This is a genomic window from Rhizobium grahamii (assembly GCF_009498215.1).
In the GTDB taxonomy this organism is placed as follows: Bacteria; Pseudomonadota; Alphaproteobacteria; order Rhizobiales; family Rhizobiaceae; genus Rhizobium; species Rhizobium grahamii_A.
Genome location: NZ_CP043498.1, coordinates 99,934 through 113,479, shown reverse-complemented (window position 1 = coordinate 113,479; position 13,546 = coordinate 99,934). Strand labels below are relative to the sequence as shown.

15 protein-coding genes and 1 pseudogene are annotated in these 13,546 nt (G+C 59.7%); 2 read left to right on the top strand and 14 right to left on the bottom strand.

Translation table 11 applies throughout. From position 1 onward, the window contains the following. Nucleotides 1-201: 201 nt before the first annotated feature. Nucleotides 202-1,089 carry a flagellin gene (locus FZ934_RS00600; protein ID WP_153269471.1) on the bottom strand — a complete coding sequence of 296 codons (888 nt, stop codon included), beginning with the start codon at nt 1,087-1,089 and terminating at the stop codon, nt 202-204. 357 nt (nt 1,090-1,446) lie between these two features. On the opposite strand from FZ934_RS00600, the gene FZ934_RS00595 reads away from it, so the two are divergent. Further along, complete coding sequence (locus FZ934_RS00595; RefSeq protein ID WP_153269470.1) at nt 1,447-3,372, top strand: glycosyltransferase family 41 protein; 1,926 nt, start codon at nt 1,447-1,449, stop codon at nt 3,370-3,372. 105 nt (nt 3,373-3,477) lie between these two features. Here the strand turns inward: FZ934_RS00595 and fliP are convergent, their stop codons facing one another. The 13 genes and pseudogenes from fliP to flgF form a co-directional block, all read right to left on the bottom strand. Next, nucleotides 3,478-4,215, bottom strand: a complete 738-nt coding sequence (gene fliP / locus FZ934_RS00590; RefSeq protein ID WP_153269469.1) for a flagellar type III secretion system pore protein FliP — start codon at nt 4,213-4,215, stop codon at nt 3,478-3,480. Then, nucleotides 4,212-4,727 carry a flagellar basal body-associated FliL family protein gene (locus FZ934_RS00585; RefSeq protein ID WP_153269468.1) on the bottom strand — a complete coding sequence of 172 codons (516 nt, stop codon included), beginning with the start codon at nt 4,725-4,727 and terminating at the stop codon, nt 4,212-4,214. Before FZ934_RS00585 ends, fliP begins: the two co-directional genes overlap by 4 nt. 9 nt (nt 4,728-4,736) lie before the next feature. Beyond that, nucleotides 4,737-5,453, bottom strand: a complete 717-nt coding sequence (gene flgH / locus FZ934_RS00580) for a flagellar basal body L-ring protein FlgH (protein ID WP_153269467.1) — start codon at nt 5,451-5,453, stop codon at nt 4,737-4,739. After that, nucleotides 5,450-5,998 carry a MotE family protein gene (locus tag FZ934_RS00575; RefSeq protein ID WP_153272325.1) on the bottom strand — a complete coding sequence of 183 codons (549 nt, stop codon included), beginning with the start codon at nt 5,996-5,998 and terminating at the stop codon, nt 5,450-5,452. The genes flgH and FZ934_RS00575 overlap by 4 nt, the downstream gene beginning before the upstream one ends. Then, on the bottom strand, nt 5,998-7,113 hold the full coding sequence (locus FZ934_RS00570; RefSeq protein WP_113364922.1) for a flagellar basal body P-ring protein FlgI: 1,116 nt from the start codon (nt 7,111-7,113) through the stop codon (nt 5,998-6,000). Before FZ934_RS00570 ends, FZ934_RS00575 begins: the two co-directional genes overlap by 1 nt. After that, entirely contained in the window at nt 7,110-7,592 is a 483-nt protein-coding gene (gene flgA, locus FZ934_RS00565) for a flagellar basal body P-ring formation chaperone FlgA (protein ID WP_153269466.1), read from the bottom strand. Before flgA ends, FZ934_RS00570 begins: the two co-directional genes overlap by 4 nt. A gap of 17 nt (nt 7,593-7,609) precedes the next feature. After that, nucleotides 7,610-8,398 carry a flagellar basal-body rod protein FlgG gene (flgG, locus tag FZ934_RS00560; protein WP_153269465.1) on the bottom strand — a complete coding sequence of 263 codons (789 nt, stop codon included), beginning with the start codon at nt 8,396-8,398 and terminating at the stop codon, nt 7,610-7,612. Between the two features lie 19 nt (nt 8,399-8,417). Then, nucleotides 8,418-8,744 carry a flagellar hook-basal body complex protein FliE gene (locus tag FZ934_RS00555; protein ID WP_153269464.1) on the bottom strand — a complete coding sequence of 109 codons (327 nt, stop codon included), beginning with the start codon at nt 8,742-8,744 and terminating at the stop codon, nt 8,418-8,420. Next, nucleotides 8,744-9,160: a flagellar basal body rod protein FlgC gene (gene flgC / locus FZ934_RS00550; protein WP_113364926.1), complete on the bottom strand. Its 417-nt coding sequence runs from the start codon at nt 9,158-9,160 to the stop codon at nt 8,744-8,746. The genes FZ934_RS00555 and flgC overlap by 1 nt, the downstream gene beginning before the upstream one ends. Nucleotides 9,161-9,162: 2 nt before the next feature. Then, nucleotides 9,163-9,554 (bottom strand): annotated as a pseudogene (gene flgB, locus FZ934_RS00545) (flagellar basal body rod protein FlgB). Between the two features lie 159 nt (nt 9,555-9,713). Continuing rightward, entirely contained in the window at nt 9,714-10,265 is a 552-nt protein-coding gene (locus FZ934_RS00540; protein WP_153269463.1) for a flagellar protein, read from the bottom strand. Nucleotides 10,266-10,276: 11 nt separating this feature from the next. Further along, nucleotides 10,277-11,668: a flagellar protein export ATPase FliI gene (fliI, locus tag FZ934_RS00535; RefSeq protein ID WP_153269462.1), complete on the bottom strand. Its 1,392-nt coding sequence runs from the start codon at nt 11,666-11,668 to the stop codon at nt 10,277-10,279. Between the two features lie 17 nt (nt 11,669-11,685). Continuing rightward, the gene (gene flgF / locus FZ934_RS00530; RefSeq protein ID WP_153269461.1) at nt 11,686-12,420 is read right to left on the bottom strand and encodes a flagellar basal-body rod protein FlgF; all 735 of its coding nucleotides are present in this window, start codon (nt 12,418-12,420) and stop codon (nt 11,686-11,688) included. Between the two features lie 252 nt (nt 12,421-12,672). Between flgF and motA the strand changes: the two genes are divergently transcribed. After that, nucleotides 12,673-13,545, top strand: coding sequence for a flagellar motor stator protein MotA (gene motA, locus FZ934_RS00525; RefSeq protein WP_153269460.1), 873 nt, complete (start codon nt 12,673-12,675; stop codon nt 13,543-13,545). Nucleotide 13,546: the final 1 nt, after the last annotated feature.

Genomic DNA, 13,546 nt, shown 5'->3' with positions numbered 1-13,546 from the left:
TAACCGGTCTTTTTCGCTGGGTTAACTCGCCGCTTCGATAGGCACATAAGAACCCAAGATGGTTAAGAAAGACTGAACTGGAAAATGAAAATGGTTAAAAATTTCCGTGGGTTAACGTTTGTCTTGTTAACCTGGCGTTAAAACATTTGCGGCCGGGCAATGCCCGGCCGCAAACTGTGTCTGACTGCTTTCTGACCGCTATTAGCGGAACAGCTGCAGGATGTTCTGCGAAGAAGAGTTCGCGATCGACAGCGACTGGATCGCCAGCGACTGCTGGGTCTGGAGCGCGGTCAGCTTGGAGGATTCTTCTTCCATATCGGCGTCGACCAGGCGGCCGATACCGGTGTCGATCGAGTCGCTCAGCGACGAAACGAAGTCCGTCTGGATGTCGACGCGGGTCTGCAGCGAACCGAGCTGCGAGCCGAGGGTCGTCATGTTCTTCAGAGCGCTTTCAACGTCCGTCAGCAGGTTGTCGATGTCGCCCTGCGTCGTGTTCGCACCGATCGTGAAGCCGAAGACCGACTTGCTGGAAGCCGTGCCGGTCGCGCCGAGGATACCGCCGCTCGTGGTGCCGTTGAACAGGGTGTTCGTTGCGCCGAGCGAGTAGTCGGTCGTCTTGATCGAGACGGTGCCGTTGGTGCCACGGACGAAGGAGGAAACGACGCTGACGGTGCCGCCTGCGTTGTTGACCCAGTTTTCGCCGTTGAACGAAGCAGACTGGGCAACGCTGTAGAGCTGTGCCTGGAGCTGCGTGATTTCGTCCTGAAGCTTGCCCTTGTCGACGCCCTTTTCGCTGGCTGCGACGAGCTTGGCCTTGATTTCGCCGACGATGTCGATCGAGCTGTCAACAGCCGTGTAAGCGGTGTCGAGCTTTGCAGCACCCATGCCGAGGGCGTCGGAAACAGCCGAAAGAGCCTTGTTGTCCGACTTCATGGTCGTTGCGATCGACCAGTAAGCAGCGTTGTCAGATGCCTTGCCGACGCGCAGACCAGACGAAACGGCGTTCTGCGTATCCTTCAGGCCATTATTGACGTTACGCAGCGTCTGGAGAGCCGCCATTGCGGAAGTGTTCGTGTTAATGCTTGTCATGAGTCTGTCCCCTGGAAACAAGATACAAAATGAGGACATACCGGACTTGTGTACCGGCGATGACGGACCAGCTTCATGCCACTCGGTGCCGTTCCAATTGAGCAACCAAACCCGTCATGTCGAGGGACAATCTCGCAGCCATTTCTTGCCAACTCATTAAAAGCGCTTTCAAATCCAGCGCTAGTGGTAGGGTGGTTAACAGCCCCCTAAAATCTAGGGTCAGCCCGCTCGCGAACCACGGCTCCTGTTTCAAGCAAGGTTCACCTGTCTAAGGTGATGCAAACTAGGTGCAGAATCCGCCTGATGGTCCGTCGGCCGTGTTGCGCCTTTTGATGAATTTCCGGAACGGAGCGGATCTTGAATACCAACATCTCGTTTGCAGCGGCGTCCAAGGATTATCAAAAAGGGCAGTACCTCAAGTCGCTCGAAGTCCTGAACAAGCTGGTCGATACCCAACGAGACGTCAAAACATACGTCCTGCTGGCCAAGAACCTCCTGAAGCTTGGCTTCAAGGCGGAAGCGGCCAGTGCCTATTCGCTTGCCGGCGAGCTCGATACCCTGGCAGAGTCACCCTATACCCGTGAGGCAGCCCTGCTCTACTTCGCTGTGGGCGACGAGGAACAGGCACTGTTGCAGGCGCTCAGGATCATGTCCCTGGCGCGCTCCGATGCCGATGTCGCCTACGTGCTCGCCTCCATTCATCTGAAGCAGGGCCGGAAGGATCTCCTCAGCCCCTATCGCAAGGTGATTTCGGAGAGCAGCAACCCGGAGCATGTTCGCTTCGCCGTGCATCTGCTCAGCGACGACATTCTCGACATCACGAACGAGACGCTCGTCGGAAACCTGTTCAAGAAGTTTCCCGACATCCTGCCGCTGCGGCTTTTGAAGCTGGTCTTCTCGCGAGAAGTCTGCGACTTCGACGTCGCGGCCAAGGAATTCCTGCCGATCAAGAAGCTGCTTGAGGACGGCAATCTCAGCTTCCTCGGTCGCGACAATCCCTTCTACAATCTGCATTGGTGCGAAGATGAGAAGCTGAACGCGCTTGCTTCGCACAATCCGGCAATCCAGCTGAAGGAAGCCGCCGAGCGGCGCAAGGCCGTGCCGCATGCCTGGGGTGACAAGATCCGTATCGGCTACCTTTCGTCCGACCTTTGGGCCGGCCATGCAACGATGAAGCTGCTGCGCCGCGTGCTCGAACTGCACGATCGCAACAAATTCGAAATCACACTCTTCTGCCACACGGACGAAAAGTACCTGGAACACGAAGCCGGAAGGATCGATCGTTCGAGCTGGGGCGATGTCTGCATCGTCCGCGACATGGACGACGAGGCTGCTGCACGCGCGGTCCGCGAGCGGAATATCGATATTCTCGTCGACCTGAAGGGTCACACCTTCGGCGGACGTTCGCGCATCCTGAACTACGGCGGCGCGCCGATACAGGCGGCCTGGCTAGGCTTCCCGGGCAGCGTCAACGATGTCGATCTGGACTATCAGATCGGCGACCGTTTCGTGCTGCCGGCATCGAGCGAAGCGAATTATCACGAGAAGCTCGTCCGCATGCCCGATAGCTACCAGCCGAACGACTCGGAGAACCGCCCGAAGCCGAAGCCGATGAGCCGCGCGCAGGCGGGACTGCCCGAAGACGCTTTCGTCTTCGCTTCGTTCAACGCAAACCGCAAGATCAACACCGAGGTTCTCGACATCTGGTGCCGGATCCTGAAGCGGACGCCGAACAGCGTGTTGTGGCTGATGCTTTCGTCGCCGCGCACGCAGGCGAACCTGCTCAACTACATCAACAAGCAGGGCATCTCGTCCGAACGGATCATCTTCTGCCCTCGCGTCAGCTACGAGGAACATATCGATCGCCAGCAGGCGGCCGACCTCGGCCTCGACACCTTCCCCGTAAACGGCCATACGACCACGTCGGAACAGCTGTGGGGCGGCCTGCCGGTTCTGACGGTCAAGGGTACCAACTTCGCTTCGCGCGTCAGCGAGAGCCTCCTGAATACCATTGGGCTGCCGGAACTCGTTGCACTCGACAAGCAAGCCTACGAAGACATGGCCGTCGAGCTGGCCACGGATCCGGGCCGGCTTGTCGAATACAGGCAGCGCATCCGGGAGAACGCGGTCATCAAGCCGCTCTTCGACGCCGATCGCTTCCGCCTGCATCTGGAGAAGGCCTACGAGATGATGGTCGAGCGCGAGAAGCTCGGGCAGGCGCCAGACCACTTCGACGTGCCGGCGCTCCCGGCCCGCAGTGAGCCCTTCTTCAGCTTCGACTAAAGCTACGCAGCAATACAAAAAGCCCCGCCGGCCAGTGCCTGTGGGGCTTTCTGTTTGAGCAATTTCAATGAAACCGAAGCCGGCTCTTGGAGAAGACGTCTTATCTCAGTGGAACGAGCGAACCAGACTTCCGACGAGAAGGTTCCAGCCGTCGATCAGGACGAAGAACAGGATCTTGAAGGGCAATGAAATGGATGTCGGCGGCAGCATCATCATACCCATGGCCATGGTGATTGTTGCCACGATCAGGTCTATCACCAGGAACGGCAAGACCACGAGGAATCCGATTTCGAAGCCACGACGGATTTCGGAGATCATGAAGGCCGGAACAAGCACGCGGTAGTCGGTCTTTTCGCCTGTCGCGACCTCCTGGCCGCGTTCCCGAGCGAGATCGACAAAGAGCGCCAGATCCTTTTCACGGGTGTTCAGGCTCATGAACGTGCGAAACGGCTCGGCGATGCGCTCGATCGCCTGCTGCTCATTGATCTGGTTGGAAAGGAGTGGCTGGACGCCTGTCTGCCATGCCTGATCAAAGGTCGGCTGCATGACGTAGAAGGTCATGAACAGCGACAGCGACAGCAGGATCATGTTGGACGGCGTGGACGCGAGGCCCATGCCGGAGCGAAGAATCGAGAAAGCGATGACGAAGCGCGGAAAGCTCGTGACCATGATCAGGATGCCCGGCGCGACCGAAAGAACGGTCAGCAGCCCGAAGGTCCTGATGATCCATGCTGCAACCGAACCGTCGACCGGCAGGTTCAACAGGTTCGTCGGCAGTTGCTGGGCGTGCGCCAGCTCCGGTGCCGCCATCATGGCAGCAAAAAGCAGAAGGAATCGAATCATTCGATGACGAAGGTCCTGAACATGACCTTCGATACGCGGCCCTGCGCGCGAAGGTCAACACGTTCCTGGACGTCATCCCTAAGATATTGAAAGCCGCGCGGGCCTTCGATCTGCTGCAGCGAAACGGTGCGGATATAGGCCATGATATCCTGATGGATATCCTCGGCCAGCTTGACATCAGGCGGCCCGTTGAACATCAGCGCGACCTCCAGTCGCACCCAGTTCTCCGACGGGTAGGCGAGGTTCGAGGTGATAGGCTCGAGCTGAACGATGTTGTTTGCTTCCGTCGATATATGCGGGAGCCCGCCCTCGCCTTCCTTCTTGGCCGAGGCCTCCTTGGATTCCTTGGCCTGCTCTTCCTGAACCGCAGCCTTGACGTTCGGCGAAACCATGCCGCCGACCACCCAGCCGCCACCGGCGCCCAGGAGTGTCAGCACGGCCACGCCGATGATCGTCATCATTGCGGCCGATTTCTTCTTCGGTTGGCCTTCGGCGGCCTCTGCTTCTGCCATGGGTCAGCCTCAGAGCGGCGAGAAGAGATCGATGGCCTGCTGGCCACGAGGCGGCTGCTGCACTTCCATCAGGCGACCACGGCCGCCATAAGAGATACGCGCCTCGGCGATCTTGTCGTAGGAGATCTGGTTGTCGGCATTGACGTCCTGCGGACGCACGATACCGGCCACGTTGAGAATCCGGAGTTCCTGGTTCAGCCGGACTTCCTGCGAGCCGCTGATTACAAGGTTTCCGTTCTCAAGAATGCCGGTGACGACTGCTGCGACCATCAGCTGCAGCTTGTCGGTGCGCTCGATCTTGCCCTTGCCGTCGGTGCTGGTATCGGAGCCGTAGGTCACATCGGTCTTCGATGAGGGGTTCCAACCGAGAATGTTGGCCGCGACGTCCCAGTTCAATCCGCTGCTGTTTTCGCGACTGCGCTTGCTGTTGTTCTCAAACGAGCCCTTGTCGTTGATCTGGATGTCAACGGTCAGGATGTCGCCGACGTTGAGGGCACGGGAATCCTTGAAAAGAGCGGCCTGCGAATCACTCCAGAGCGAATAGCCCTGCGCCACCTGGTGCGGCTGTTTCGGATACATCGACATCTGCTGCGTCTGACCATAAGCAAGACCGCTTCCGATCGGGCTCATCGCGGGCGCGCGACCGATCTCGTTGACGGCTTGCGGCGACTGGCAGCCGGCGAGCATGGCCGCGGCAGCTATGGCGACCGGGAAGTATTTCTTCATGATGGATCCTTCGAGGTATTTGGATCGGACGCGCTGGCGATGATGTTGGCGATGACGGCAGCCTTTTTCGGATCCATCTCGTTGAGGATGAGGCTCGACTGCGTCGGGTTCAGCCGCATGATGACGGCGGCCGCCACTTCGATCCTCATTTCCTGCAGCTGCGTTGCGGCAGCGTCCGGCTTCATTTTCTTGTAGATGTCTGTGAGACCAGCTTCTGCCTGCTTCAGGAAGTCGTCGCGGCGCTTCAGCCAGTCCTGGTATTCGTCCTTGCGCTTCTGCATTTCGGCGATGCGGCCATCCACATCGGTGCGCAGCTTCTCAAGCTCCTGCTTCTGCAGGAGATAACGCTGGTCGCGCGCCGGGTCGGCGATGTTCGTGCAGAACTGCTTGATTTCCTCTTCGGACGTCAGCTCGCCTCCGGCAGGGGTGCGGGCCTCCTGCGCGAAAGCGCCCGGGATCGTCAGCATTACCAACGCGACCGCCGGCAAGGCGACACGCCGCAGCAGATCGGACACCACCGTGTTCTGGCCACCCATCTTCACCATCATTGCAGTACGAGCTCCGCTTGCAGTGCCCCGGCGGACTTGATGCCCTGGAGGATCGCAATGATGCCGTCAGGCTTCACGCCGATATTATTGAGGCCGGCGACAAGGGTCTTGAGATCCGGACCGTCGAGCAGCGCCACCTTGCCACCGGTCTTCTGCGCGGCGATATCGGTCTGCGGCTGAACTGCGGTCACCCCTCGGGAGAACGGCTCAGGCTGGATGATCTGCGGCGTCTCGGTGACCTGAACAGTCAGGGTGCCATAGCTCACGGCAACCGGTGAGACGCGCACATCGGCGCCGATGACGATGGTGCCAGTTCGCTCGTTGACCACCACCTTGGCCGGCGTATCGGTCTCGACCTGCAAGTTTTCGATGTCCGCCATCAGGCGCGTCAGGTCGGCTTCGCGCGGCTTCTGGACGATGACTTCCTGGGCATCCTTCGCATCGGCAACCGGACCGCCGAAGCGGGACCTTGCATAGCCGTTGACGACATCGGCAATGCGAACCGCCGTCGAGAAATCGGGGTTGCGCAGCTGCAGGACGAGGTTGACGGAATCCTTGAAGCGCGAAGGCAGTTCACGCTCGATGATCGCGCCACCGGGAACGCGGCCGGCTGTCGTCACGCCTTCGGTAACGCTCGATGCCTGTCCCTGCGCCGTAAAGCCGGAAACGACGATCGATCCTTGCGCGACGGCGTAGATCTGGCCATCGGCGCCCGAGAGCGACGTCATGATGAGCGTTCCGCCGCGCAGCGACGTTGCATCGCCGAGTGAGCTGACATTGACATCGATGCGGCTGCCGGGGCTCGCGAACGGCGGCAGGTTTGCCGTGACCATGACGGCAGCAGTGTTCTTCGCGTTACCGCCCTGCGTGGAAATGCCGAGGTTCTGCAGCATCGCGCGCATGGACTGCTCGGTAAACGGGGACGATCTGAAGCCGTCACCCGTGCCCTGGAGACCAACGATCAGGCCGTAGCCGATCAGCTGGTTGTCTCGGCCCGCCTGAAGGGAGGCAATGTCCTTGATGCGCGACTTCATTGCGGCAGCCGGCGCCACATTGACGAAGGTCGATGACACAAATGCGAGAGCGATGAAAAGACGGGAGATTATCTTCATTTTGCGGCCACGTGGATTGTGCCGTCGGCAAGCACCGTGCCGCTGACAATGACGCCGGAATCCATGTTGCGAACGCGGACCATCTGTCCGGTCATGCCGTCTTCAAGAGGCGAACCGGCTGCGGAGATCATCATCGCGCCGAGCGTGAAGACCAAACGGATCGAAGAGCCGCGCGTCACCGTGTACGGTTCGCGCAGGCCCGACAAGGAGATCGTCCGCCCCGGCAGGAAGGTTCTCTTCGAAATCATTCCCTCGACCTGTCCGACCGACTTTGCATAGTCGCCGACCAGATTGGGGTTTGTGACTTCGACTTCCTGCACCTGGGCGCTCGAGATTGTATCGCCGGGGTAGATAATCGTCGTCGGCACCACCGCGAGACCCCTGCCGGACGCCCAGGCGTTCGGCGCGGATAAGGCGGCGATAACGATTGCGATGGCGGATGCCCATCCGCGAACGGTTCCAACCCGGCAAAACATCATGTTTCGGCTCTTCCCTGCTACTTCAGGTTCTTGCTGACGACGGAGGCCATCTCGTCGGCTGTGGTGATGACCTTGGAGTTCATTTCGTAGGCGCGCTGTGCCGAGATCAGCTCGGTGATTTCCTTTACCGGGTCGACGTTCGACGACTCGAGATAGCTCTGCTTCAGGTAGGCGTAGTTTTCATCACCGGGCGTGCCGACGACCGGCTGTCCGGACGCTGGCGTTTCGGCAAAAAGGTTATCGCCGAGAGGCTGGAGACCGGCTTCGTTGACGAAGTCGGCGATCTGCAGCTGGCCGAGGGTGGTCGCTGCCGTTGCGCCCGGAAGCTTCGCGGTGACTTCGCCCGAGCGGCTGATCGTCAGTTCGGTAGAGCCCGTCGGAATCGTGATCGTCGGAGCGACGGTATAGCCGTCGACCGTCACGATCTGGCCGGTTTCGTTCTTGTTGAAGGCGCCGGCGCGGGTGTAGAGCGTCGTGCCGTCCGGCGCCTGGATCTGGAAGAACCCGCGGCCCACCAGCGCAACGTCAAGATCGTTGCCGGTCTGCGCCAGCTCACCCTGGATGTGCAGGTTGCGAACGGATGATGTCTGAACGCCGAGACCGATGTTGGCACCCTCGGGAACGATCGCCTGGTTGGCGCGGTTCGACACGCCCTTGGCACGCTCGGTCTGGTACAGCAGGTCCGTGAATTCGGCACGGGCACGCTTGAAGCCGGTCGTGTTGATGTTCGCGATGTTGTTGGCGATGACTTCAAGATTGGTCTGCTGGGCATCCATACCCGTGGCAGCAATGGCAAGCGCTCTCATGGCTTCGTCCTTAAATCAACTACATCTGCATCTTGGTGACTTCGAGGAAGGACGAAACGACCTTGTCTCGAATGGCGATTGCCGTCTGGAGCGTCTGCTGTGCCTGCATGACGGCATCGACAACTTCACGGGTGGTGGCGGTACCCTTGATGCCCGCGAAAGACATGCTTTCCGCGTTCTTCAGGGTGTTGACCGCGCCATTGGCGACGTTGCTGAGCACCGAGGCAAAGCTGCCGTCGCTAGCCGCGCTTTCGGCCGCGGAGGAAGGTGTCGTCTTTCCGAGATCGACGCCCGCGAGATCGCGCGTAACCGACAGGGAGCTGATATTGTTTACAGTGTTGATCATTATTGGCTCTTCAGAAGGTCGATCGTCGAGGAGATCAGGTCACGGGACTGCTTGATGGTCTGCAGGTTTGCATCGTAGGAGCGGTTCGCTTCGCGCATGTCCGCCATCTCTACGAGCATGTTGACGTTTGGCAGCTTGACCACGCCCTTCTCGTCAGCGGCGGGATTGCTCGGATCGAATTCGGTCGTGAATTTCGATTCGTCGACGCCGAGCTTCTTGACGTTGACGGTCTTGACGCCGGATGCGCGATCGACTGCCTCGCCAAATGTAATCGTCTTGCGGCGATAAGGGTCGGCACCTGGCGTATCACCGGTCGAACGGGCGTTCGCGATGTTTTCCGAAACGATGCGAAGGCGCGTGGACTGCGCCTCGAGGCCCGATCCGGCAATTTTGAGGGCTGCTGACAAAGGATCCATAATTAGCTCTTCACCGTCATGAGCATCAACCGGTTGAACGAGCTGACGAGCGAGGTGTTCAGCTCGTACTGCCGCTTGATTTCACCGGACTTGGAGAGTTCTTCCGCGAGACCGACAGTGTTGCCGGACTCCTGCACGCCGATTTCCTGATCGAGATTCGCGTCCTTGACGTCGATGTCGCTCTTCGTGCTCAGGTCGTTGCCGGTCAGATGCGCAGGTTGGTGCGCGCCATGGTAACGTCCGACTTGTCGAGAACGGCCTCGAAAGGCGTGATGTCCTTCGCGCGGAATTTCGGCGTGTTCGCATTCGCGATGTTGCCGGCAACAACCTCCTGCCGGATCGTCAGCCATTCCGCCTGCCGCGAGGCCAAGTCGAACAGTTGAATCGGTTGCATGGGAACTCTCCGTTTTTACTGTCGCAAACCTACGGCGGTAATCTTGCGTTAACCTTACGGAAGAGCGGGTTCTTTGGCGCCGATGTTTCATGCACCCTGAAACGACGAAAGCCCCGCCTGGATTGGGCGGGGCTTTCGGATGAAATCTGGTCGAGCGGGTCAGTTCCGCTGATAGACATCGCCTTTCGACGTCACGATGACCCACTTTCCATCACGCTCTTCAAGCGTTGCCAGACGACTCTCATCCGGGAGGATCGAGCCGACGCGGACGACATACATGCCGGAGTTGTCTTCGATCAGCGCCCGGCCGTTGGCGACATGGAGAAGGCGGAAGCTCGACTTGCCAGGGAATGGCTGATCTTCCGCCGGGATTCCCTTGTCATCTTCCTTGCCGAGGCTTGAGACCGTCGCCGTCGTCAACGGATCGACGGGCAGCTCGGGTTTCTTCTCAGGCGGGTTCTTGTTCGCCATCGCGAGCGGTGACACACTGAAGACGTTGCGGGCAGGCCAATCCGGAAGCTCGCGCGTCCGATCGCCCTGCGCGACGTTGATGCCGAACTTGTCCTCGTTAAAGAAGACGTACCAGGGGAAGAATGCCGAGGCGCCCGCCAGCAAGAGACCGGTGACGGTCAGCGTCCGGTCGAGCATCGTCGTCCTGCGGCCTTTCGGCTTCAGCGGCGCGATCTTTTCATCATCGTCGAAATCGGTCACGGGTCGCCTCTCTATCTGCGAATGCCGGGCTGGTTGCCGGCGCCGGCGGCAGCCTTCAGAGCGCTCGCCAGATCGGCGAAGGCATCCCTCGAATCAGCATCTCCCGGGGACTGTTTCAAAACATCGTAAATAATCGGTACCTGCTTCACCGCCATGTCCAGATCCGGGTCGGCGCCCTGGCGATAGCCGCCGATCAATCTGAGGTCGCGCGTTTCCTCGAAGCGGTGAATCAGCGTCTTCAGGCGCGAGACGAGCTTCTCCTGATCGGGCGTCCAGGCCTTGCGGGCGAGACGCGAGATCGACGCCAACGGATCGATCGGCGGATAGCGCCCTTCCTCGGCGAGGCTGCGCTGCAGAACGATATGACCGTCGAGAATGCCGCGAGTGGAGTCGGCGATCGGGTCGTTGTGATTGTCGCCATCAACCAGAATGGAGATGATCGCCGTGATCGTTCCGGTGCCTTCCGGACCCGGGCCGGCGCGTTCCAGCAGTCGCGGCAATTCGGTAAAGACCGATGCGGGGTAGCCGCGTGCAATCGGCGGCTCGCCAGAGGCGGTCGCGACTTCACGGATGGCGTGTGCAAAGCGCGTGACGCTATCGACGATCAGCAGAACGTTCTCGCCCTGATCGCGAAAATGCTCGGCGATCGTCACGGCTGTCAGCGGCGCCATCTTGCGCAGCATCGGACTTTCATCGCTCGTGGCAACCACCGCGATCGACTTCTTCATGTTGGCGCCGAGCGTGTCCTCGATGAATTCGCGCACTTCGCGGCCGCGCTCGCCGACAAGCGCGATGACGACCTTGTCGAAGGCATCCGCCCGCGCAAGCATCGAAAGCAGCGTCGACTTGCCGACGCCCGAGCCGGCGAAAATGCCGAGGCGCTGGCCAAGGCAGAGTGGCGAAAAGATATCGACCGCACGCACGCCGGTCTTGAAACCCTTCTCGACGCGCTGACGCGTCATCGAGGGCGGCGCATTGTTGGAGATCGAGCGACGCGTCAGCCCTTCGACGACAGGACCGAGACCATCGATCGGCTCGCAAAGCGAATTGATCGTGCGCCCGCACCAGCTGTCCGATGGCGCGATGCGAAATGCGCCCTTGCGAATGACTGTGTCGTGAATGCCGATCGGCTCGCCCGGTTCGATCGGGCAGACATAGGTAAGATCGGGCTCGACGCGGACGACTTCACCGAGATGCACCCCGGTCGCCGACTTGTGGGCAACGAACTCGCCCAGGCGGACGTGCCGCGACAGGCCGGTGACGGTATAGTGCCCGGCAGCGATAGTCTGTACGTGCCCGCCGGGCGCGACCAGAAATTCCGGTTTTGCATAGCGCGCGACAAGACTGCCGAGATGCGCAAGCTTCGGCGAGAGAACGTCTTCAACGAGAGGCGGATTCGACATGCGTCAGACCTTCTGGCTTAGCGGCTGCCACCGAGCGTCTTGATTGCCTCGTTGAAGGAATCCTCGCTGTCCTTGGTGAGCGAGGTCATGCTTTCGAAGGCGCGGTTGACTTCGATCAGCTGGGTGATTTCGCGCATCGCGTTGACGTTGGAGTTTTCCAGGTAACCCTGCTGGACGCCGACATTGAAGCGGTCGGTAACGGCGCGCGGCGTATCCGTCGTCATGACGCCGCTGTTTTCGTAACGCAGGTAGCCCTTGCTGATATCGGCCTCGAACAGACCGAGAGAGCCGGCCTGTTTGCCGTTCTGGTAGATCATGCCGTCCGAGCCGACTTTCGGTTCGCCACCAGCCTTGTCGAGCTGGATCGGCGAGCCGCCGGCATCAAGGACCGGATAACCGCGAACCGTCACCAGTTCGCCGGAGTCCTTCAAGGTGAAACGGCCGTCCTTCGTGAGGACCTTGCCGGCAGGCGTATCGATCGAAAACCATGCGTCGCCCTTGATCGCAAAGTCGAGCATGTTGCCGGTGTGCTGAAGTTCACCGCTATCGCCCGAGAGGTAGTCGTTGCCCTGGGAGACGTAAGCAACCTTGGCATTGATCTTGTTGCCGGTCTCGCCAAGAAGCTCGTTGAACTTGACCTCGGTGCCCCGGAAGCCCGTCGTGTTCACGTTTGCCATGTTGTCGGCGATCGTGGTGAGGCGACGTTCGAGTGCGATCTGCGACGACAGCGAAACATAAAGACCGGATTGCATCCAGATAGGCTCCTGGCATTGGCGATGAACGGTACGAAATCCGGGCGCTTTTAAGATTGGTTCGGCGCGGATCTCGCTGAGGCGGCATCTCAGAAACGGGCACGGATGCCCATTCGTCACCTTCAACCTGACAGCAAATCCTTGTGCGAAACTGGCATGCGAAAAGCTTGATCTGCAAGGCAATCATCAGCCTCACGCAAGCCAGCGCTCCTATCCCTTCGGTTGAAAATAACGATCAGGTTTGGACTGACGATGAATATCATTATCGGATTTGTGATTGTTTGCGGCTGCATCATCGGCAGCTTCATGGCCATGGGCGGTCACCTCGACGCGCTCTGGCAGCCCTTCGAGCTCGTCATCATCGGCGGTGCTGGCCTGGGAAGCTTCATCATGGGCAACCCCATGAAAGTCGTCAAGGATTCCGGCAAGGCGCTGGGCGAGGCCTTCAAGCACACCGTGCCGAAGGAACGCAACTATCTCGATACGCTCGGCGTTCTCTATTCGCTGATGCGCGACCTGCGCACGAAGTCCCGCAACGAAATCGAAGCACATATCGACAATCCGGCCGAGTCCTCGATCTTCCAGTCCGCGCCAACGGTTCTCAAGAACAAGGAACTGACGGCCTTCATCTGCGATTACGTCCGCCTGATCATCATCGGCAATGCCCGATCGCACGAAATCGAAGCGTTGATGGACGAAGAAATCAACACCATCCTCCACGACAAGATGAAGCCGTATCACGCGATCCAGACCATGGGCGACGCGTTTCCGGCCATCGGTATCGTCGCGGCGGTTCTCGGCGTCATCAAGGCCATGGCGCACATCAACGACTCACCGGAAGTGCTCGGCCACCTGATCGGCTCGGCCCTCGTCGGTACCTTCCTCGGTATTCTTCTCTCCTACTGCGTCTGCTCGCCTATCGTCTCGCAGATCAAGATCGTTCGCTCGAAGCAGCACCGCCTCTATGTCGTCGTCAAGCAGACCCTCCTGGCCTACATGAACGGCTCCGTGCCGCAGGTCGCCCTGGAGTACGGCCGCAAGACGATCTCGGCATACGAGCGTCCGTCCATCGACGCTGTCGAGCAGGAGATGATGAACCCGGGCGGCGAGAACAAGGCGGCATAAA